This is a genomic window from Mesorhizobium sp. B283B1A (assembly GCF_020165735.1).
Taxonomy (GTDB): domain Bacteria; phylum Pseudomonadota; class Alphaproteobacteria; order Rhizobiales; family Rhizobiaceae; genus Mesorhizobium; species Mesorhizobium opportunistum.
The window spans coordinates 72,007-92,219 of record NZ_JAIUIQ010000025.1; the positions used below are offsets into that span (position 1 = coordinate 72,007).

A 20,213-nucleotide genomic window follows, 5' to 3' on the forward strand; every position below is an offset into this window, starting at 1 on the left:
TTCGGATCATTTCAGTTCGGTCGCCAGCTTGCTCCACGGCACCACCTTTATCGCCGGATGAGCAAGCCATGTTGGGATCAACGCGGATGACGCCGGACCTGCATGTGTCGCGATCACAGTCTTTCCGAGAGCCAAGCTCTTTTCGACCTCCCAGCGGACCCAGCGGCTTTGCGCCGTGCTTTCAGAAACGTACACCACAGTGGTCGAACACCGCGTTATCCGTTCGGTAATCTTGCTCTTGATGTAGTCCGCCCGTTCGCTGTCATACGGCTCGCGAACTGAATGATCGTTGAACTCAATATCGCTGTTTTCGTTCTTGGCTTGACCGCGCAGCAGATTTACCTCGGCCATGTCTTCGGTCGCGAAGCTGATGAAGACGTTCCGTTTTCCGCCAGCGAGAGCGGCTTTCGCTTTCTCCTCCAGAGATCGAACGTCTCCCAGGCGGTTCCAATTTCCTCCTCCTCCTCCGCCCATTATTCAGCCCTTCCGAATTTGAATTCGTTGCACGCAATGCACTCACCGCACGCTTGTTCGCCGCCTTCGTGGCAGGAATAGGTGCCTACTATCCCTTTGAGTCGGGCAAGCTCCACAACGTCGATTTTGTGGAACTGCGAGAGGGGCGCCAACACTCTGATGGTTCGGCCCATGCTGCGTTCGATCATGCTCTCCGCATCCGAGAGGAAGGCCGATGTTTGATCTGGGAAAAGACTGGTTTCCTCATGGAGCAGGCCAATTGACACGGCATCGGCATTCTTCTGAAAGGCGAAGGCGGCAGCGACAAGAAGGAAAAGTAGGTTGCGACCAGGGGTGAACGCATCGCTGACGATATCCAGCGAGGGGTCCGTCAAACCCGACCGAACGAGCGATCCGAAGCCTGATAGGTCTGCGATCTTTGGCTCTGGAAGACCGAGCCTCGCCATCGCCCCTTTGCACGCGGCAAGTTCCCGATCTCTCGACCGTTGCCCATAATCAATGAAGAGGGGATACTGAGAGAGGCCCTCCTCTCGAGCCAATGTTGCGACAAGCGTTGAGTCGAGGCCGCCCGATACCAACGTTACGATGCTCATATCCTGGCCCCTTCCTGCCTCTTTGCCACTCTCATTACAATCCAGATTGCCCAGTCCAAGATTCCCACGGGAAATCCAAGGTCGTGAGCATGGTCACGCATGCTTTCTTCGTCGCGCCGGTATTGCTTCATGGTGGTAAGCGGCTTTGACTGCGCAGTTCGGAGGCCAATCAGCCGCATGTATTCTAATACGTGCCGATCTAGGATAGCGAGCTGGTAGCTGGCTCCTACATTTCTCAAAAACATGCTCGCCTGCTTCGGACCAAGTCCAGGGGCGCTTTCAACCAACCAACGTCGAACCGCATCAGGGCTTTCAGACACTGTCAAAAGGGATCCGAGCGTTCCGAACTGGTCGGCTACGCGTCGCTTCGTGACCGCCAACTGCCGAGCACGGGCAACAGGGAACCGATAACTCCGCCCCCCCCCGGGGCTCCTGAGTATGCTGGTTAGATGGTCGGTGAGCTCATCGTCAAAATCCCTCTCATGCAGAATTCCCTGGGCATCGATCGCAGAGGCAGCGTTGGCGGCGAGCACGTACGGAACTTGACTGCTCAGAACGCACGCTGAAAGTTCCCACCACATCCGCCGCTCGCTCATTGCTTCTGGATTCATTGCGATCCGGGTCTCGATCTCCGGGCAGATGGCGCAGACGGCGATAGACAGCTGTGCGGCAGAGAAGGCTTTCATCGGAACAAACCTTCTACCTCTCGGTTCAATTGTTGCGCGGCCGCTTTCCCAATCCGTTCAGCGACGAAGGCTTCCAGCCGATTGTTCGAAATGGCGCTCCGCAGTTCGCGCATAAAGGCACTGTAATAGTCGATGTTGTGGAAGGCGACCTTCCCCGCGAAGTCGATCTTGTCGTCGAGGAAGGCTGCGCGCGTAACTGGAGAATCAGCTACTCCCGTCTGAAAGTTGAAAAAGTCGTAATGCTGGAAGTGGTGAAGGCGGTCGTGTTCCATGTCAACGACAACCCTACACCATTCGAGGCCATCGAAGGTGTCCGCGCCCGCTGCAGTCAAAATCGCGATGCTCCACGGGTTACCGGTGCCGAGGAGGTGAACCGGCTGATAGAACGGAAGCTGACCGAGCCTAGCTCTAATCGCCATCATTGTCCGACAGCGCTGGAGGAGGCCAGCTCCAAGCTCCCGCTCCGGAATGCCTATCAACTCTGGCTGCAGCCCTTGTGCGACCCCAACAACCGTATCAATGAGCACCTCAATATCATGCCCTCCCGATGCCTTTTTTGGCGCATGGACAACCGGTAGAGTCTTCAGGCATGTCGCTGACCGGTCGCGCTCAACGGCGTTTATGATCGATCGGGCGGCGACGTCGGGTTTTTTGCTTGGCCGCATGTCGTCGAAGCAAAAGATCCAGTCGTATGAGGTATTGCTCAAAGCTGCGGCCAGATCGGAAGGTTTCCACCGCTTGTTGGTAAGCCGTGAGGCTTCGTAGTTTCCGGAATCCACAAGCACAAATCCGCCGTTCTTACGGTATTCCTCCAACGCTGATCTCAATTGCTCTGGCCTGCGCCGCGAAACTAGGTCCCATGCTGACACCAGGAGCGTAGGGTATCGTGAAACATTTAGCGCCTTGACTGCCTCGCTCGGTTTTAGCTGCGTTTCGAACGAAGAAGTAGACAGGAAAAGACACGGCAGATCTAACCCAGTAAGAGAAGCGGGCCGCTTCGGCCGATTGCGGGTTGGCACAACCGCGTTAATCCGATTGACCAGCATCTTTAAATCGGGATGATCCTGCCGCTCGTCCCACGCAGACAGATCGCTGTTTGAATAGCCGCCGAAGCCATACGCCGCGTCGCTTCCGTCCAAGGTGACAGAGACGACCGGCACTTCGTTCTTCTCGGCGAGGCGCACCTCATCACGTACCGTATCCTTCCGCCGAGATGCCTCAGACCAGAAGACAAGCACACACCGGGCCTTCTTGATTTCCTCTTCAATCTCGATCGCAAAGCGATGGCGGATCATTTGGTCCCACCACACGCTCCAGGTCTGTGAAAAGAATTCGAATAACTTTGCGATCCGATTTCGATCTTCTTTTGCGTAAATTAAATAGATATCAGCCACGTCCCCTCCGAATCGCAACGTGAACAGTCGCAGCTGTAGATCTATGCAGTTGGCCGCGCAACGCTCGTTTGCAGAATTCGTGGAGTTAGGCACTCCATCCGGCCAAGTACAGCGCCGTTGAAAAGTCGTCGGTTGTTTCGCAGTTCGTAAAATCAGAAAAAAGAGTCTCTAAGGATTTAGCCTCCACTAGTGCGACGCACCGCACACCGTCGCTGTTGAGCCGCTTGGCCAGTCGAATCCCATCCTGGTCAATGCCGTCTACCAACACCAGAACGGTCGAAGGCTGCGCCGTCTCAAAATCGACTGCCACCAGGGCCGGGCAAATTACATTCAAACCGAGTTCCATCAGGCCAAATCGGGCCTCTTCAACTGTGTAGCGCCGTCCCAAAGTGTCTATGGCCCCTAGTAGAAGCACGTTTCCCGTGTCACTTATGGGACGTTTTTCGACCGCTTCGCCCGGAGCGATCGAATTGAGCGGCGCAAAAGGATTGTCGCAATAGGAGGCGACGTGCATGGAGGCCAAGCAGGCGGCATCGTGCGGGTTATGTTTAGCCTCGGCCCAATAGTGTGCGAACGCAGCGGAAAATATGTCGCCCGTCCCAATTTTGAAGACGCGTTTGCTGAGAAATGCAGGTACGACAGATGGCGCCGAGCCGTGGGAGAACACGACAGCACCTTTGACGCTTCTCTTCACAATGACGCAAGCAGTGCGTTGATCCATCAGCATCGCAGCTGCGCCATCCATCAGGTTACTGGTTCGAGCTGCGGCAAGGAGTTCTTGTTCATTGAGTACCAGCGCCAATTCGTTGGCACGTGAACCATTCTCATGAAACGGAATGACGTTGTCAGTGCCTTGAGGATCATAAACCGCTCTATCGGCCGAAATGACCGCGTCGCCTTCGACAAAACCAAAACGCAGCACGGCGTCACCGTCAACCGTGATAGCCGGCATTCTCTCAATTTCTGCTATCGGGGGCTGAAGAAGGGGGCGAGATAGGGGGTGGAAATAGGCAAATACGATTGGGGTACTTCGACCGGCAAAGGTTGCCCGGATTGCCAGATCCTGCCGAACTCGATCGAAGCTGCTCTCGCTTTCGAAATAGCAGTGCAGCTGGCTTTCAGGCGATAGACGTAACAGAGCGCGGGCCGCTCGCCCGCCGGAACCCAAAACAACATTCCACGACGGGTGAAGGCATAGCTCCCGATAGAGACCGCCTACGATTTCCATACGAAATTTCTCCAACGCAGGATTCAAAGAGGGAAAAACCACCTTAGACGATGCGCAAAATAAGCCAGTGGAGTAGTGCCTCGATAAGATGCCGTGGCGCGTTTTGTTGCGTAAGATGATCCAAATAGGACTGGGTTCCATATGCAGACCGTAGAACACAATGTTGATGTGCGCCCAGTATGCTTTGTCGTAATGGGATTTGGCAAAAAGACTGATTATGAAAGCGGCCGAACGCTTGACCTTGACGCGACATTTGATGCCATAATCAAGCCGGCGGCCGAGAGGGCGGGTCTCCGAGCAATCCGTGCTACCGATATCAATGGAAGTGGTGTCATTGACGTCTCCATGTATGACCTGCTTCTGCGCGCAGATGTGGTTGTAGCTGACATTTCGACAGGCAACGTGAACGCGGTCTATGAGCTAGGCGTGCGGCATGCGCTTAGGCCCAATACGACGGTTATAATGAAGGAGGATCAAGGCAAACTGCATTTCGACCTCAATCACATCAACACGTTTCACTATAAGCATCTAGGCGAGGATATCGGCAACCGCGAGGCCATTCGCGCCAGCAACGAGCTGGCGGACCTCATCGTGAAGGCAATGGCATCGACAACTCCAGACAGCCCTGTATATACCTTCTTGCCGAAGCTACGGCGCCCTCGACTGTCCGATGAAGAATATGCCGAATTGCTTGACGAAGCGGAAGAACATCATGAGGCGTTGAGCAGCGTTTTGCGGGAAGGCCGGGAGGCTTTCGAACGAAGTGATATGAAGGCTGCAGCAGCTGCTTTCGCTAGAGCCTGCGAGCTTAAGCCTGAGGAAGCGTCATTTCGACAGCAATATGCTCTCGCGACTTACAAAACCAAGCTTCCCACCGAGGAAGAAGCCTTACTTAGCGCCCTACGGATCATAGATCAGCTCCAACCTGAAGATTCTAACGATCCCGAGACGCTGGGGATCACCGGAGCGGTCTACAAACGGCTCTGGTTGCTCAGAAAAGATCGGGTTTACTTGGATAAAGCATTACGCCTTTATGGTCGAGGGTTCGAGGTCAGGCGCGATTATTACAATGGCGAGAATTTGGCCACATGTTTTGATATGAGAGCTGCAGAGCAAATCGACCGAGATGAAGTTCTCTTCGATCGCATGAGTGCTAAGAAGACGAGAATATCGCTCGTCGAAATTCTATCAGCGATGATCGCCGAGTCGTCTTTCCAGGAGAGATCCGATCGAAAATGGGTTTATGCTACCCTTTCTAACACCATGTATGCTCTTGAGCGGCGGGCAGAGGGCTCCGTCTACGAATCCCAGTTCCGCGCTTTGAATCCCGCCGATTGGGAGATTTTGACGTTCGAGGGCGTTAGGTCGCTATACACGGGATCTTAATTGCGGCCCGGCGCGCTCGCTGATGCCGCATTCAGAATCTGACTTGGGTCCACGTCTTTTGGGACGGTCTCGTACGAAAGCTGCATTTCGGTTCCCACCGCGCGACACGATGATTTGTCCGCGGGTCGGTGCCGCGGAGCAAGCCAATGACGCCCACCAAGCTGCTAATCGGGCAGATCGCCGTCGTGTTCGCAATCGTCGTTTCCAGCGTCTGGGCAGCAACGCAATGGTGCGCTCACATGCTAGGCCATCAGCCGCCACTCGGAGCGCCCTGGTTCGTTGCAGCCGGCTGGCCGATCTACAAGCCGTGGAAAGTGTTCGAATGGTGGTTCCATTTCGACGCCTACGCGCCTGAGGTCTTCGACAAGGCCGGTGTGCTTGCTGGCGCCATAACGGTTGGCAATGTAGGACCCTTCGGGTGTCCATTTGGCCGTCCAGTTTTGATAACCATTCGACCGTCAGGATGATTTCCGGAGGTTGGAGGTTCGTATCGGCGGCCGCTGAAAAGCCGCTGTTGGGCTCGAAATGAAAATCGCCCGCGGGTTTTTGCTCTCGAGTTCATCCAGATAATCGGCCCACCATTGCATCATCCTGACGCGCTCTTCCCAGTGCTCTGCCCGGGCGTAGGCGCGACGAACGTCGTTGTTCTCAATGTGGGCCAGTTGCCGCTCAATGGCGTCCGGATGCCACTTTCCGCATTCGTTTAGCAGAGTTGATGCCGTTGCTCGAAAACCGTGCGCGGTAGCTTCTTCTTTGCCATAGCCCATACGGCGAAGGGCAGCGTTAAGCGTGTTGTCGGAAATCGGACGCGATCCCGATCGAACGCTAGGAAACAACAGCGATCCACCACCAGAGATTTCTCTAAGTGAGGTCAGGACGCTGACGGCCTGCCTGGAAAGAGGTACGCGGTGCGGCCGTCGCATCTTCATGCGTCCTTCAGGGATGCTCCACACGGAGCTTTCGAAATCGAACTCGTCCCATCCGGCCGCGCGCAGTTCGCCGGGGCGGGGAAACAGCAGGGCCATCAGCTTCAGGGCGGCTCGGGTTGTAGGCTGTCCGTCGAATGCCTTGATCGCCCTCAGCAAGCCTCCCAATGCCCTTGGATCGGTAACCGCGGCACGCGGCGTGACCGTCGGACCGACGAGTGCGCCCCTCAGGGCGATCGTTGGATCTGTATCGGCGCGTGCGGTTGCGATTGCATACCGAAACACGCTGCCGATGGTGGAGCGCAGTCGCCTAGCTGACTCGTATCGACCGCGAACCTCCACGCTGCGGAGAGCGGCAAGAATTGTGGCCGGATCGATCTCCCGAACACTTTTGTCCCCAAACGTTGGATAGGCAAAGTCGAGCAACCATTTGACCTTAGTGATGGTCCGGTCGGCACGTCCCTCCTTCTTCAGCTTGTCGACATAGTCTTCCGCGATTGAGCGAAAGGTGTCCTCTGCCGAAGCCTTTTGCGACTTACGCTCCTGTGCGGGGTCGATGCCACGTAGGAGGAGACGTTTGGCGGTATCGCGCGCCTCGCGTGCCTCAGCGAGGGAGATGAGGGGATAGCTGCCCAATGCCAGAAGCTTCTGCTTGCCGCCAAAACGATACGCGAGGCGCCATAGGCGAGATCCGGTAGTCTGAACCCAAAGCTGGAGCCCGCCACCATCAGACAATTTCACGAGCTTGGAAACGGGTCGGGCATTTCGGCATTTTACGTCGGAAAGGGCCATTTTCGGGACCTCCATTTGGCTGCATCGATACCATCAGGATCTCCAATACCAGCTAAAATACCAGCCCCCCGCCTCGTTGGACCAATTGCGCCGAAATTCCACAAAACCCGACCATCCGCGCTTTGCGCGCCGAAATCAGCAAGGATTTCAGCTGGTTGCCGAGGCGTAAGCGTAGAGGCTTCGGCGAAAAAGACTGTCGAGAGAAGAGGGGATGGTGCCCAGAGGCGGATTCGAACCACCGACACGCGGATTTTCAGTCCGCTGCTCTACCAACTGAGCTATCTGGGCCTGTTCCGGTAACTGAAATTGCGTTGACCGGATTTCATGAAGGCGCCGTGGGGCGCCCCTTGAAAGCGCGTGGGTTATAGCACGGGAATTCGGCCTGTCCAGCGCCTAGGTTGCGATTTCAGACAGGAAAAGACGTGCCGTGTGGTGGGTGCCTTTCCATGCTGCTTTCATCCCCGGAATGGTGCGCGGCCTGGACTGTTTCAGGCCTCGGCATCCTTGCCACAGCCCGCGATAGCCCTTTGCCGGCAGCCCGGCCTGCATTCCAGTCGATAATCGAGATGCGGCGATGGGCGAGATCCTGAAATGTGCTCGCATCCCTGGCGAGGCCCCAACCGGCCGGCGGGCTATCTGGCGCTGGCCAGGCCCTTGCGAAAATCGGAGGGGGTCATGCCGGCCAGCTTGCGGAACGATTTGTTGAAGGCGCTGAGCGAACCGAAGCCCGAATCCATGGCAACGCGGAGCACATTGGCGTCCTGATGCATCAACAGCGCCTGTGCGTAGCTCAACCGCAGAAGGTTGACATATTCGTTCAACGTCATGCCGGTCGATTTCTTGAACAGGCTCATGGCGTATTTGGGATGGATGTCGGCCGCCCCGGCAATGTTCACGCAATCGATGTCGTAGAGGAAGTTTTCCGCGATGAAGTCGCACATGCGCCCGACATTGCGCGACGACTGCTGGTCGAAGGGACTGCCCGTCTCGTGCCCGGCTGCGGTTTCGGGCACCAGCCGGTAAGGCTCGAACCGCACCCGCTCCAGCCGCAGCAGAAGTTCATTGACGGCATGCTCGGCCTTGGCCGGGTCGCCCGAGCGGGCATAGCGGTTCCAGCGGGCGAAATTGTCGTTGTCGGATTGATCGGTGGCGCCGGTCACCAGCGTGGCGCCCGTCATCAGCCGGTGGCGCACGTCCGCCGGCAGATGCAGCCGGAAAAAATGCACCAGCGGCAGATGCGCGCCGGCATAGACGGCGTCGTCGCTCAAATCGTCCATCTGGTGCGGCAGGCCGCCCCAGAACAGGCACATCTCACCGGCCGAAAGCGAGATTTCGTGCTCGTTCATGCGGTAGTGCACGCTGCCGCGCACGATGAAATTCACCTCGACCTGGGCATGCCAGTGCGGCTTGAGCATCACCAGGGGAGTGGTGTGAAACATCTGCAACAGCAGCGGCAGGCCTTCCACGCTGCTGGCGCCAGGCTGGTAAAACGGCCGTTCCGGCATCTTACTTTCCGCCAATTCCTTATTCCCTTTGTCGGGGACAAGCCTTCCGTGCTGCATAGTCTAGCCCGGCTCGCAGAGAGAGCAAATGAAATGGGAGGATTTCAATGCGCATCACACTGTCCTGCGCCGCGCTTGCGCTTGCCCTGGGCTCAGCCCCGGCATTCGCGCAATCTGGCGAAATCACCATCTGGAGCTGGAACGTCGCCGCTTCGTCGCTGAAGGCGACGGTCGCCGGCTTCAACAAGCTGCATCCTGACATCAAGGTCACGGTCCAGGATCTCGGCAACCAGCCGACTTATGACAAGTCGATCGCCGGCTGTGCCGCAGGCGGTGTCGGCCTGCCCGACATCGTCACCATAGAGAACGGCGAGGCCGAGAATTACTGGAGCCAGTTCCCCGACTGCTTCGTCGACCTGCACACGCTGGGCTACAGCGCCGAAGACCAGAAGAAATTCCCCGATTTCAAGCGCACGGAGCTGGAAGTCGGCGACAAGGCCTATGCGATGCCGTGGGATTCCGGCCCGGTCGCCGCCTTCTATCGCCGCGACTTCTACGAAAAGGCCGGTGTCGATCCGGCGTCGATCAAGACCTGGGACGATTTCATCGCCGCCGGCAAGAAGATCCAAGCCGCCAATCCGGGCGTCTCGATGACCAATGCCGATTTCAACGGCGACACCGAATTCTTCCGTATGATCTCCAACGAGCAAGGCTGCTCCTATTTCGCCGAGGATGGCCAGTCGATCACGGTCAACCAGCCGAAATGTGTCGATACGCTGGCCAAGATCAAGGACATGAAGGATGCCGGCATCATGTCCTCGGCCGACTGGGGCACCAAGATCACCAACAACACCGCCGGCACGGTCGCCACCCAGGTCTATGGCGGCTGGTATGAAGGCACCATCCGCACCGAATCGGCCGGCGAAAACGGCAAATGGGGCGTCTATCTGATGCCGAGCCTGACCTCCGACGGCCCGCGCGCCGCCAATCTCGGCGGCTCATCGCTGGCCATCACCTCGGTATCGAAGAACAAGGAGGCGGCTTACGAGTACCTTAAATACACGCTCGGAACCAATGAGGGCCAGATCACGATGCTGAAGGAATTCGGTCTCGTCCCCTCGCTGGTGTCGGCGCTGAATGATCCCTACGTCTCGGAAGGCCTGCCCTATTGGGGTGGCCAGGCTGTGTGGAAGGATATCCTCGGCACGTTGCCCAAGGTCGTCCCCAGCCGTGGCACGCAGTTCCAGAGCGACGCCGAAATCATCATGCGCGCGGTGCAGACCAAATATCTCGCCGGCGGCTATGCCGACGCCAAGGCAGCGCTCGACGATGCCGCCAGCCAGATCGCCGCGGCGACCGGACTGCCGGTCAAGGAGTGAGCGCCGCGACGAATGAGGGGTGCCCCAGCGGAGTGAGACGTTTGCGTTCCCTGGAACACCTCATCCGTCGCCTTCGACGACACCTTCTCCCACAAGGGGAGAACGGCAGCCCAAACGATGGCCTAAAACAACAATCGGGAGAAGGAGGACGAAGATGCGCAACCGTAACGCCACGGCCTATCGTTTCCTCGCCCCCTATCTCCTGATCTTCTCCGTCTTCTGGCTGTGGCCGATCATCTCCTCGTTCATGATCTCGTTCCAGGCGACGCGCACAGTGCCCTGGCGCTTTGCCCCCGGCTTCAACTGGGGCCGGCTGATCGGCGATCCGGCCTTCTTCAACGCGCTGAAGAACACGCTGCTCATCCTCGTCATCCAGGTGCCGGTGATGATCGCGCTGGCCATGGTGATGGCGGTGCTCTTGAATTCGCCGCTGTTGAAGGCGAGGGGGCTTTACCGCTTCGCCTTCTTCGCTCCGGTCGTGGTAGGCGAGGTCGCCTATTCGGCGGTTTTCCGGCTGATGTTCAGCCTCGATTTCGGCATCGTCAACAAGCTCCTGAACAGCGTCGGGTTGCCCAAGATCGACTGGTTCTCCAACGTCACGCCGGCGATGGCTTTGATCATGATCGCGGTCACCTGGCGTTGGGCCGGCTACAACGCCATCATCCTTCTGGCCGGCATGCAATCCATCCCCGAGGACGTCTACGAGGCGGCGACGCTCGACCGCGTCAGCAAGCTCAAGCAATTCTTCTACATAACCTTGCCGCTGTTGAAGCCGGTCATCGTGTTCTGCACGGTGCTGTCGATCATCGGCACCATGCAGTTGTTCACCGAGCCGTTCCTGATCACCGAGCGCGGCGGACCGGGCGGCGGCACCGAGACGCTCGGCCTGCTGCTCTACCGCCAAGGCTTCCGCTCGCTCAATTTCGGTTACGCCTCGGCCGTCGCCTATACAATGGCGGGGCTGGCGATCGCCATCACGCTGGTGCAACTGTGGCTGACGAGGGAAAGGCAATGAGCTCGCTCTCCTCGACCCGGCTGAGACGCAGCCTCTTGCTGCATCTCTTCCTGACGCCGCTGGCGCTGATCTGGCTGTTTCCGTTGTGGATGATGGTGGTGTTCTCGACCATGCCCGACAACGGCATCTTCAGCCCTGGCATCGAGTTGCTGCCGCACGGCAATTTCGTCGACAATTTCAACAATCTGCAACGCGACACCAACTTCGTCGGCGCCATCGGCATCTCCGTCTCGGTGGCGGTGACCTACACCTTCCTGTCGGTGCTCTTGACCTCGATGGCCGGCTGGGCGCTGGCGCGCTACCAGTTCTTCGGCAAGGGCGTGGTCGTCGCCATCATCCTCGGCACCATCACGCTGCCCTATGCGGTCGTGCTGATCCCGCAATTCATCATGGTGGCGCGCGACTTCCAACTCGCCAACACCTGGGTAGCGCTGATCGTGCCGCCACTATTCAATTCGCTGGGCGTCTTGTTCATGCGCCAGAGCTTCTCGATGATGCCGGACGACCTGTTCGACGCCGCGCGGGTCGAAGGCGTGAAGGAATGGCGCATCTTCCTGTTCGTCGCACTGCCGCTGGCGCGGCCGATGTTGGCCGCACTCGCCATCATCCTGTTCCTCGCGTCCTGGAACAATTATCTCTGGCCGCTTTTGATCAACAGCCAGCCGGGCTCGATGACCGCACCCGTGGCGCTAGGCACGCTGATCGGCCTCACCAAGGTATCGTGGGGCGGCATCATGGCCGGCGCCGTAATGCTGACCGTGCCGATGCTTGTCGTCTTCGTGCTGCTGCAGCGCCATTTCATCGCCGGCATCGCCGCCGGCGCGATCAAGTAAGGGGCAGCATGGCAACGGTCACGCTCAACAATGTCGTCAAGCGCTTCGGCACCTTCGAGGTCGTCCACGGCGCCAACATCGACATTAAGCACGGAGAGTTCGTGGTCTTCGTCGGCCCTTCCGGATGCGGCAAGTCCACGCTGCTCAGGATGATCGCCGGGCTCGAGGACATCAGCGGCGGCGAGATTTCCATCGGCGGCAAGGTTGTCAACGACGTCGAACCGGCCGACCGCGGCATCGCCATGGTCTTCCAGTCCTATGCGCTCTATCCGCATATGAGCGTCGAGCAGAACCTCTCCTTCGGATTGCGCATGACCGGCAATCCGAAAGCCGACACGGAGCGGCGGGTGAAGCGCGCGGCCGAGATCCTGCGCATCAGCGAACTGATGGACCGGCGCCCGAAAAAGCTCTCCGGCGGCCAGCGCCAGCGCGTCGCCATCGGCCGGGCCATCGTGCGCGAGCCGCAGGTGTTCCTGTTCGACGAGCCGCTCTCCAATCTCGACGCCGAACTGCGCGTGCAGATGCGGGTCGAGATATCGCGCCTGCACAAGGAGCTCGGCGCCACCATGGTCTATGTCACGCACGACCAGACCGAGGCGATGACGCTGGCTGACCGGATCGTCGTGCTGCGCGCCGGCCATATCGAGCAGATCGGCAGGCCGCTCGAACTCTACGACGATCCCGACAATTTGTTCGTGGCGGGGTTTGTCGGCTCGCCGAAGATGAACTTCATCAAGGGCCGCATCGTCGGGCGCGATGCGCGCGGTGTCGTGGTCGAGCTGGCGGGCCAGGAGAAAACCCGCATCACCCAGCCGCTGACCGGCACCGCGCCGGAGGCCGGGACGAAGGTCATTGTCGGCGTGCGGCCCGAACATTTCGGCGTCGCCGGAGAAGGCGAAACCGATCTCGTCGTCGCCATCGACGTGATCGAACACCTTGGCGGCACGAGCTTTCTTTATGCCCGCACTGCGCACGGCGAAGACGTGGTGATCCAGCGCGACGCGGCCAAGGTTCCCGACACGTCCGAAGTCACCGTTTCCATCCGCAAATCCTACCTGTTCGACGAAAAGGGGCTGCGGCTGCGCTGACTGGCCGCCCCTCCCAGCCTTCAAGGAGAATGACAATGACTGCAACCACGCCCATTCGCTGGGGCATTCTTGGTCCGGGCGGCATCGCCCAGGCTTTTGCCGGCGGCGTGGCCGCTTCGCACACCGGAAAACTGGTCGCCATCGGCGCGCGCAATCCCGCCAAGCCGGGCCTTGCGGAGAATTTCCCCGGTGCCCGCATCCTCGACGGCTATGAGGCCTTGCTCGACGATCCGCAGGTCGATGCCGTCTACATCGCGGTACCGCATCCCGGCCATGCGCAATGGGCGATCCGGGCGGCGGAAGCGGGCAAGCATGTGCTGTGCGAAAAGCCATTGGCGCTGACCGCCTTCGAGGCCGACGCCATGATCCACGCCGCGCGCAAGGCTGGTACCTTTCTCGGCGAAGCCTTCATGTACCGGCTGCATCCGCAGACGCTGAAGCTGGTGGAACTCATCAAGTCCGGCGTCATCGGCGAGATCAGGATGATCAAGTCGAGCTTCGGCTTCGCCATGCCGGGCTTCATGCCACAACACCGGCTTTATGCCAACGATCTCGCCGGCGGCGGCATCCTGGACGTCGGCGGCTATCCCGTCTCGATGGTCCGGCTGATTGCCGGGGCGGCATCGGGACAACCCTTTGCCGAGCCCGACAGGGTGGTGGGTACCGCCCATCTCGGCCAGTCCGGCGTCGATGAGTGGGCTTCGGCGCTGCTGCATTTCCCTGATGGCATCGTCGCCGAGGTCTCCTGCAGCATCTCGCTCAACCAGGACAATGTCCTGCGCATCCTCGGCACCAAGGGGCGGATCGAAGTGCCGGACTTCTGGTTCGCCGGCGGCAACCGGGACGTCGGCCTCGGCCACATCGACGTGATCGGCGCCGATGGATCGCGAGAGACGATCAGCGTCAACGAAAAACGCCATGTCTATTCCTTCGAGGTCGACGGCGCCGGCGAGGCGATCCGCGCCGGGCGGCAGGAATTCGCCTGGCCGGGGATGGGCTGGGCCGACAGTCTCGGCACCTTGCGCGTGCTCGACAGATGGCGCGCCGCCGTCGGGCTGGAGTATGAGATCGAAAAGGCCCCGCTGCGCACCAGCACCATTTCCGGCCGGCCGCTGCGCCCCGGCGGCACAGCGATCGCCAAGCGCGCCATCCCAGGCCTGGCGAAAAAGGCATCCATAGTGGCGCTCGGCTTCGAGGATTTCCGTACGTTTTCCTCGGGCTCGATCCTGCTCGACGCTTTCTTCGAAGCCGGCGGCAATCTGTTCGACACCGGCTATGTCTATGGCGGCGGCTACACCGAGACGCTGCTCGGCCAATGGTTGAAGAACCGTGGCGTGCGCGAAAAGTCGGTGATCATCGCCAAGGGCGCGCATTCGCCGCTCTGCTATCCCGACGTGATCGCCAAGCAGCTCGCCCAGTCGCTCGACCGGCTGCAGACCGATCATGTCGACATCTATTTCATGCACCGCGACAACCCTGATGTGCCGGTCGGCGAGTTCGTCGATGCGATGGACCGCGAGGTCAAGGCAGGCCGCATTCGCGGCCCGTTCGGCGGCTCGAACTGGACGATGCAGCGCATGGACGAGGCGATTGCCTATGCGCAGCGTACCGGCAAGCAGAAGCCGGGCGCACTCTCCAACAATTTCTCGCTGGCCGAGATGCTGGAGCCGATCTGGGCAGGATGCATCACCTCCTCCACCGATGACTGGAAGGCCTGGCTGACATCCAGGCAGATGCCGAATTTCGCTTGGTCGAGCCAGGGCCGCGGCTTCTTCACCGACCGTGCCGGGCGCGACCGGCGCGACAATGAGGAACTGGTGCGGGTCTGGTATTCGGAGCGCAATTTCGGCCGCCGCGACCGGGCGATCGAACTCGCCGCACGACTGGGCAAGAGCCCGATCCACATCGCGCTGGCCTATGTGCTCAATCAGCCCTTCCCGTCCATTCCATTGATCGGGCCGCGCACGCTGGGCGAGCTGGACGACAGCCTGCGCGCCCTCGACATCAAGCTTTCGCCGGCCGATCTCGAATGGCTGGATAGTGGCAGGCTGCACGCCGCCTGACACGCATGAAACAAAAAGCGGCGTCAGGTCTCGTCGTCAGACGCCCTGACGCCACCCCGGGGCGGTGTCCGCAAGCTGGCATACATGCCGGTGGTGCGGAATTGGCTGGGCGTGGTTCCGTAGAGCCGGCGGAACACCTTTGAAAAATAGTTCGCGTCCTCGATGCCGCACAGGATGGCGACTTCCTTCACCGGCAGGAAGTCGGCCTTGGTCAAAAGCTTCGCCGCGCGCTGCAGGCGTTGCTGCAGCACGAATTCGGCTGGCGGCAGGCCTTCGCTCTCGGCGAAGCAGCGCGAGAAATGGGCCCGGCTGAGGCCGCTGATCTGGACCAGCTCCGCCACCGGCAGCGATTTGTCGAGGTTGGCGTTGATGTGATCGATGACCGGCTGCATGGCGCTCTGTTTCTCGGCAAAGGCGTGTGAGCCGAAGACATCGTCATAAAGCGCCATCGCGGCCTCGTAGGCGATCGCCGAAGCAGCGCCCGGCGAAGCGGCGCCCTTGACGAGCCGCAAGCTGCAATCGGCGAGATGATCGATCGTCGCCGGCTGCAGCCGGAACACCGGACCCGAAACGCTGAGGATCGACTTGTGGATGCGCAGCGCCTCCTCGCCGTTCATCGAGATCCAGAAATATTCCCAGCGCTCGTCCCTGGCCAGCCAGTAGCGGTGGTTGTGCGGCACCAGCACCAGCAATGTGTCGTTCCGCTGCAGGCGATAGTCGCGGTTCTCGTAGCGCAGCCGGCCGGTTCCGCTGATCGTGTGCTGGAGCACGGTGAATGGCGTCTGGCCGCGTTTGCGCCCATCCCAGTCGTAGATTTCGTCCTCGCGCACTTCATAGCCCGTGCTTGTCGGCATGGCATGCAGGCGCTGGCGGCCGCGTGGCAGCGAGATCGTGCGCATCGACTGTCCGTTGGCGATCAAATCCTGCAGCACAAAATTACCCCTGAAAGCATAATCCTTCTCTGGTCGCGCTCGCGAATAAGCGCATAATCCCGCCTCGAAGAACGCGAAAGACCCGCGGTCGAGGAGCGGGCGGGAGGAGAAAAGCCGGATTCCGGCTTGAATGGCAGGCGCGCCTTGGCGCGTGGCCTTATCCTCCGCTTGTTGCTCCTTGCCTAGCATTCGATCGGATCGAGGTGAAGGTGATGAGTTTCAAAATCGCTATTATCGGCGCCGGCAGCGTCGGGTTCACCAAGAAACTGTTCACCGACATTCTCTGCGTGCCCGAATTCAAGGACATCGAATTCGCGCTGACCGATCTCAGCGAGCACAATCTGCAGATGATCAAGGCGATCCTCGACAGGATTGTCGACGCGAACGGATTGCCGACCAGGGTGACGGCGACCACCGACCGCCGCAAGGCGCTCGAAGGCGCGCGCTATATCATCAGCTGCGTTCGGGTCGGCGGCCTGGAAGCCTATGCCGACGACATCCGCATTCCCCTGAAATACGGTATCGACCAGTGCGTCGGCGATACGATCTGCGCCGGCGGCATTCTCTACGGCCAACGAAACATCCCGGTGATCCTCGACTTCTGCAAGGACATCCGCGAGGTCGCCGACACCAACGCCAAGTTCCTCAACTACGCCAACCCGATGGCCATGAACACCTGGGCGGCCATCGAGTACGGCAAGGTCGATACGGTCGGGCTCTGCCACGGGGTCCAGCACGGCGCCGAGCAGATCGCCAAGGTGCTGGGTGCGGAGTCGCCTCGGGAGCTCGACTATGTCTGCTCCGGCATCAACCATCAGACCTGGTTCATCGATCTGCGCCTGAATGGCCGCAAGATCGGCAAGGACGAACTGGTTGCCGCCTTCGAGGCGCATCCGGTCTACTCGCAGCAGGAGAAGCTGCGCATCGACGTGCTGAAGCGCTTTGGCGTCTATTCGACCGAAAGCAACGGCCATCTGTCCGAATACCTGCCCTGGTACCGGAAGCGTCCGGACGAAATCATGCGCTGGATCGACATGTCGGACTGGATCCATGGCGAGACCGGCGGCTACCTCCGCTACTCCACCGAGACCCGCAACTGGTTCGAGACGGAGTATCCGCAGTTCCTTGAAGCGGCGTCGAAGCCGATCGACGTGGCCAAGCGCTCCAACGAGCATGCCAGCCACATATTGGAGGCGCTGGAGACCAACCGCGTCTATCGCGGCCACTTCAACGTCAAGAACAACGGCGTGATCACCAATTTGCCGCAGGACGCGATCATCGAGTCGCCCGGCTTCGTCGACCGTTTCGGCATCAACATGGCCGCCGGCATCACGCTGCCGGAGGCCTGTGCGGCGACCTGCATGTCTTCGATCAACGTCCAGCGCATGTCGGTCCATGCCGCGATATCGGGCGATATCGATCTCCTGAAGCTCGCCGTGCTGCATGATCCACTGGTTGGCGCGGTGTCGACCCCGGAGGAGGTCTGGCAGATGGTCGACGAAATGGTCGTCGCCCAGGCCGCCTGGTTGCCGCAATACGCGCATGCAGTTCCGGCCGCCAAGGAGCGGTTGTCGAAATCCGTGGTCCAGACCCGCGAATGGGCCGGTGCCGCGCGGCGCAAGGTGCGCTCGATGGACGAGTTGCGCGCCGAAAAGGCCGCGCTGAAGCAGACCGGCTGAACCCGGGAGCGGCCGCGGATCCACGGGAGGCAGGTCCGCCGCAGTCAGCCGCCAAGGCAGAAGACCAGCAGCAGAAAAAGTCTGAACACGAGGGAGGAGATAATGAGGAACCTACGCAACATTGGCATTGTCGCTGGACTGGCGCTGAGCGTCTCCGTTCCGGCGCTCAACGCCTTCGCTTCCGAACCGACGGTCCCGCCGACGCCGGCGACGTTTCCGGCCGAAGGCAAGATCAAGTATGTGGCGCGCGACTCCATCTTGGAGTTCAAGGCGCTGCCGGAATATCACGAGCCGGGTTGGGTGACGGAAAAATACGTCAAGGCCGGCAAGCTGCCGCCGGTGAAGGACAGGCTGCCGAAGGAGCCGCTGGTCTTCAAGACCGCCAACATGCCCAATGGCATTGGCGTCTACGGCGATACGATGCGCCATGTCATCGGCGGGCGGCCGGAAGGCTGGAACTATGGCGCCGGCCAGACGCAAGGCTGGGGCGGCATCGACATCGGCCTCTCCGAGTGCCTGACGCGCACCGCGCCGCTGTTCCAGGTCGAAGCCAAGGACACCGAGCCGCTGCCGAACCTGGCCAAAAGCTGGGAGTGGTCGAAGGACGGCCACAAGTTGACCATGCATCTGGTCGAGGGCGCAAAATGGTCCGATGGCGTTGCCTTCACCGCCGACGACGTCATGTTCTACTGGGACGACGAGGTCATCGACCCAAACGTCTCTCCGTTGAATGGTGCGACACAGGAAACCTTCGGCGTCGGCACGACGCTGAAAAAGATCGACGATTACACCGTCGAGTGGACCTTCAAGGACGCTTTCCCGAAACAGTACCTCTACGCCATGGCCTACGGCACTTTCTGCCCCGGCCCCGCGCACATATTGAAGCCGCAGCATCCCAAATATTCGAAGAACACCTACGACCAGTTCAAGAATGCCTTCCCGCCGGAATATATGAACATGCCGGTGATGGGCGCCTGGGTGCCGGTCGATTACCGGCCGGACGACATCATCGTCATGCGCCGCAACCCCTACTATTGGAAGGTCGACGAAAAGGGCAACCAGCTGCCCTACCTCGACGAACTGCAATACAAGCTATCGACCTGGGCCGACCGCGACGTCCAGGCGGTCGCCGGCTCGGGCGATTTCTCCAACCTCGAGCAGCCGGAAAACTTCGTCGCCTCGCTGAAGCGCGCGGCGGTGGCGAACGCGCCGGCACGTCTGGCCTTCGGCCCGCGGCTCATCGGCTACAATCTGCGCCTGAATTTTTCCGCCAATGGCTGGGGCAACCCTGACGAGCGTGGCCAGGCGATCCGCGAACTGAACCGCAACGAGGACTTCCGCAAGGCCGTCACCATGGCGCTCGACCGCAAGGCGCTTGGCGACTCCCTGGTCAAAGGGCCGTTCACCGCCATCTATCCCGGCGGCTTCTCGTCTGGCACCAGCTTCTATGACCGCAAGTCGACCGTGTATTATCCCTTCGACCTCGAGGGCGCCAAGGCCGAACTCGCCAAGGCCGGCCTCAAGGACACGGATGGCGACGGTTTCGTGAACTTCCCGGCCGGCACCGCCGGCGGCAAGAACGTCGAGATCGTGATGCTGGTCAACAACGATTACGGCACCGACAAGAGCCTCGCCGAAGGCGTCGTCGCCCAGATGGAGAAGCTCGGGCTTCGGGTTGTGCTGAACGGCCTCAACGGCACCCAGCGCGACGCCTCGCAATATTCCGGCCGCTTCGACTGGCTGATCCGGCGTAACGACCAGGAACTGACCTCGGTCGTGCAGAACACCGAACAGCTCGCGCCGGTCGGTCCCAAGACCAGCTGGGATCACCGCGCGCCGGAAAGCGGCCAGGTCGACCTGATGCCTTTCGAAAAGGACCTCGTCGACATCGTCAACAAGTTCGTCTCCTCGTCGGACAATGACGAGCGCGCCAGCCTGATGAAGGAGTTCCAGAAGATATCGACGGAACACGTCTACAATATCGGCCTGACGGAGTATCCCGGGGCGCTGATCGTCAACAAGCGCTTCTCCAATATCCCGCAGGGTACGCCGATCTTCATGTTCAACTGGGCCGAGGATTCGATCGTCCGTGAACGTGTCTTCGTCACCGCCGACAAGCAGGCGAAATACGAACTCTTCCCTGAGGAGCTTCCCGGCAAGCCCGGCGACAAGGGCCCGATGTAGGTTCACCTCCCCTGACCGAGAGAGACCCGGGGGGGGGGGGGGGGGGGGGGGGGGGGGGG

Annotated in this window: 16 protein-coding genes, 1 tRNA gene and 1 pseudogene; 9 read left to right on the forward strand and 9 right to left on the reverse strand. The window is 60.1% G+C overall.

All coding sequences use genetic code 11. The features are described from left to right. Positions 1-6 precede the first annotated feature (6 nt). The 5 genes from LB577_RS21300 to LB577_RS21320 all read right to left on the reverse strand — a co-directional run bounded on the left by LB577_RS21300 (position 7) and on the right by LB577_RS21320 (position 4,375). Positions 7-474: a TIR domain-containing protein gene (locus LB577_RS21300; RefSeq protein ID WP_224688198.1), complete on the reverse strand. Its 468-nt coding sequence runs from the start codon at positions 472-474 to the stop codon at positions 7-9. Beyond that, on the reverse strand, positions 474-1,067 hold the full coding sequence (locus LB577_RS21305) for a 7-cyano-7-deazaguanine synthase (RefSeq protein WP_224688199.1): 594 nt from the start codon (positions 1,065-1,067) through the stop codon (positions 474-476). The genes LB577_RS21300 and LB577_RS21305 overlap by 1 nt, the downstream gene beginning before the upstream one ends. Next, positions 1,064-1,753: a DNA lyase gene (locus LB577_RS21310; RefSeq protein WP_224688200.1), complete on the reverse strand. Its 690-nt coding sequence runs from the start codon at positions 1,751-1,753 to the stop codon at positions 1,064-1,066. The genes LB577_RS21305 and LB577_RS21310 overlap by 4 nt, the downstream gene beginning before the upstream one ends. Continuing rightward, entirely contained in the window at positions 1,750-3,147 is a 1,398-nt protein-coding gene (locus LB577_RS21315) for a TIR domain-containing protein (RefSeq protein ID WP_224688201.1), read from the reverse strand. Before LB577_RS21315 ends, LB577_RS21310 begins: the two co-directional genes overlap by 4 nt. Positions 3,148-3,232: 85 nt before the next feature. Beyond that, positions 3,233-4,375, reverse strand: a complete 1,143-nt coding sequence (locus tag LB577_RS21320) for a carbohydrate kinase family protein (RefSeq protein WP_224688202.1) — start codon at positions 4,373-4,375, stop codon at positions 3,233-3,235. A 141-nt stretch (positions 4,376-4,516) separates the two neighbouring features. On the opposite strand from LB577_RS21320, the gene LB577_RS21325 reads away from it, so the two are divergent. Both LB577_RS21325 and LB577_RS21330 read left to right on the forward strand, forming a co-directional pair. Then, complete coding sequence (locus LB577_RS21325) at positions 4,517-5,761, forward strand: TRAFs-binding domain-containing protein (protein WP_224688203.1); 1,245 nt, start codon at positions 4,517-4,519, stop codon at positions 5,759-5,761. A gap of 146 nt (positions 5,762-5,907) precedes the next feature. Continuing rightward, a pseudogene (locus LB577_RS21330) lies at positions 5,908-6,147 on the forward strand (conjugal transfer protein TraG); the annotation flags it as partial. A gap of 72 nt (positions 6,148-6,219) precedes the next feature. On the opposite strand, the gene LB577_RS21335 reads toward LB577_RS21330, so the two are convergent. The 3 genes from LB577_RS21335 to LB577_RS21345 all read right to left on the reverse strand — a co-directional run bounded on the left by LB577_RS21335 (position 6,220) and on the right by LB577_RS21345 (position 8,984). After that, entirely contained in the window at positions 6,220-7,479 is a 1,260-nt protein-coding gene (locus tag LB577_RS21335) for a tyrosine-type recombinase/integrase (RefSeq protein ID WP_224688204.1), read from the reverse strand. A gap of 212 nt (positions 7,480-7,691) precedes the next feature. Beyond that, positions 7,692-7,767 (reverse strand) — tRNA-Phe (locus tag LB577_RS21340). Between the two features lie 344 nt (positions 7,768-8,111). Further along, complete coding sequence (locus LB577_RS21345; RefSeq protein WP_224688205.1) at positions 8,112-8,984, reverse strand: helix-turn-helix domain-containing protein; 873 nt, start codon at positions 8,982-8,984, stop codon at positions 8,112-8,114. A 104-nt stretch (positions 8,985-9,088) separates the two neighbouring features. On the opposite strand from LB577_RS21345, the gene LB577_RS21350 reads away from it, so the two are divergent. From LB577_RS21350 to LB577_RS21370, 5 genes are all read left to right on the forward strand, one after another. Continuing rightward, entirely contained in the window at positions 9,089-10,360 is a 1,272-nt protein-coding gene (locus LB577_RS21350) for an extracellular solute-binding protein (protein ID WP_224688206.1), read from the forward strand. 154 nt (positions 10,361-10,514) lie between these two features. Then, the gene (locus LB577_RS21355) at positions 10,515-11,375 is read left to right on the forward strand and encodes a carbohydrate ABC transporter permease (RefSeq protein WP_224688207.1); all 861 of its coding nucleotides are present in this window, start codon (positions 10,515-10,517) and stop codon (positions 11,373-11,375) included. Next, positions 11,372-12,208 carry a carbohydrate ABC transporter permease gene (locus LB577_RS21360; RefSeq protein WP_224688208.1) on the forward strand — a complete coding sequence of 279 codons (837 nt, stop codon included), beginning with the start codon at positions 11,372-11,374 and terminating at the stop codon, positions 12,206-12,208. Before LB577_RS21355 ends, LB577_RS21360 begins: the two co-directional genes overlap by 4 nt. A gap of 8 nt (positions 12,209-12,216) precedes the next feature. After that, entirely contained in the window at positions 12,217-13,296 is a 1,080-nt protein-coding gene (locus LB577_RS21365; RefSeq protein ID WP_224688209.1) for an ABC transporter ATP-binding protein, read from the forward strand. Positions 13,297-13,331: 35 nt separating this feature from the next. After that, the gene (locus LB577_RS21370) at positions 13,332-15,359 is read left to right on the forward strand and encodes an aldo/keto reductase (RefSeq protein ID WP_224688210.1); all 2,028 of its coding nucleotides are present in this window, start codon (positions 13,332-13,334) and stop codon (positions 15,357-15,359) included. A 23-nt stretch (positions 15,360-15,382) separates the two neighbouring features. Here LB577_RS21370 and LB577_RS21375 read toward each other — a convergent pair whose 3' ends face one another. Then, a complete protein-coding gene (locus LB577_RS21375) occupies positions 15,383-16,258 on the reverse strand; it encodes an AraC family transcriptional regulator (protein WP_263496187.1) in 876 nt (291 codons plus the stop codon). Positions 16,259-16,503: 245 nt separating this feature from the next. On the opposite strand from LB577_RS21375, the gene LB577_RS21380 reads away from it, so the two are divergent. Beyond that, positions 16,504-17,970, forward strand: coding sequence for an alpha-glucosidase/alpha-galactosidase (locus tag LB577_RS21380; protein ID WP_224688212.1), 1,467 nt, complete (start codon positions 16,504-16,506; stop codon positions 17,968-17,970). Between the two features lie 102 nt (positions 17,971-18,072). Beyond that, positions 18,073-20,154 carry an ABC transporter substrate-binding protein gene (locus LB577_RS21385; RefSeq protein WP_224688213.1) on the forward strand — a complete coding sequence of 694 codons (2,082 nt, stop codon included), beginning with the start codon at positions 18,073-18,075 and terminating at the stop codon, positions 20,152-20,154. Positions 20,155-20,213: the final 59 nt, after the last annotated feature.

Excerpts from the sequence above, each read along its gene's own strand:
- LB577_RS21300 (WP_224688198.1), bottom strand. The coding sequence starts at position 474 with ATGGGCGGAGGAGGAGGAGGAAATTGGAACCGCCTGGGAGACGTTCGA.
- LB577_RS21305 (WP_224688199.1), bottom strand. The coding sequence starts at position 1,067 with ATGAGCATCGTAACGTTGGTATCGGGCGGCCTCGACTCAACGCTTGTC.
- LB577_RS21310 (WP_224688200.1), bottom strand. The coding sequence starts at position 1,753 with ATGAAAGCCTTCTCTGCCGCACAGCTGTCTATCGCCGTCTGCGCCATC.
- LB577_RS21320 (WP_224688202.1), bottom strand. The coding sequence starts at position 4,375 with ATGGAAATCGTAGGCGGTCTCTATCGGGAGCTATGCCTTCACCCGTCG.
- LB577_RS21325 (WP_224688203.1), top strand. The coding sequence starts at position 4,517 with ATGCAGACCGTAGAACACAATGTTGATGTGCGCCCAGTATGCTTTGTC.
- LB577_RS21335 (WP_224688204.1), bottom strand. The coding sequence starts at position 7,479 with ATGGCCCTTTCCGACGTAAAATGCCGAAATGCCCGACCCGTTTCCAAG.
- LB577_RS21345 (WP_224688205.1), bottom strand. The coding sequence starts at position 8,984 with ATGCCGGAACGGCCGTTTTACCAGCCTGGCGCCAGCAGCGTGGAAGGC.
- LB577_RS21350 (WP_224688206.1), top strand. The coding sequence starts at position 9,089 with ATGCGCATCACACTGTCCTGCGCCGCGCTTGCGCTTGCCCTGGGCTCA.
- LB577_RS21355 (WP_224688207.1), top strand. The coding sequence starts at position 10,515 with ATGCGCAACCGTAACGCCACGGCCTATCGTTTCCTCGCCCCCTATCTC.
- LB577_RS21360 (WP_224688208.1), top strand. The coding sequence starts at position 11,372 with ATGAGCTCGCTCTCCTCGACCCGGCTGAGACGCAGCCTCTTGCTGCAT.
- LB577_RS21365 (WP_224688209.1), top strand. The coding sequence starts at position 12,217 with ATGGCAACGGTCACGCTCAACAATGTCGTCAAGCGCTTCGGCACCTTC.
- LB577_RS21370 (WP_224688210.1), top strand. The coding sequence starts at position 13,332 with ATGACTGCAACCACGCCCATTCGCTGGGGCATTCTTGGTCCGGGCGGC.
- LB577_RS21375 (WP_263496187.1), bottom strand. The coding sequence starts at position 16,258 with ATGCGCACGATCTCGCTGCCACGCGGCCGCCAGCGCCTGCATGCCATG.
- LB577_RS21380 (WP_224688212.1), top strand. The coding sequence starts at position 16,504 with ATGAGTTTCAAAATCGCTATTATCGGCGCCGGCAGCGTCGGGTTCACC.
- LB577_RS21385 (WP_224688213.1), top strand. The coding sequence starts at position 18,073 with ATGAGGAACCTACGCAACATTGGCATTGTCGCTGGACTGGCGCTGAGC.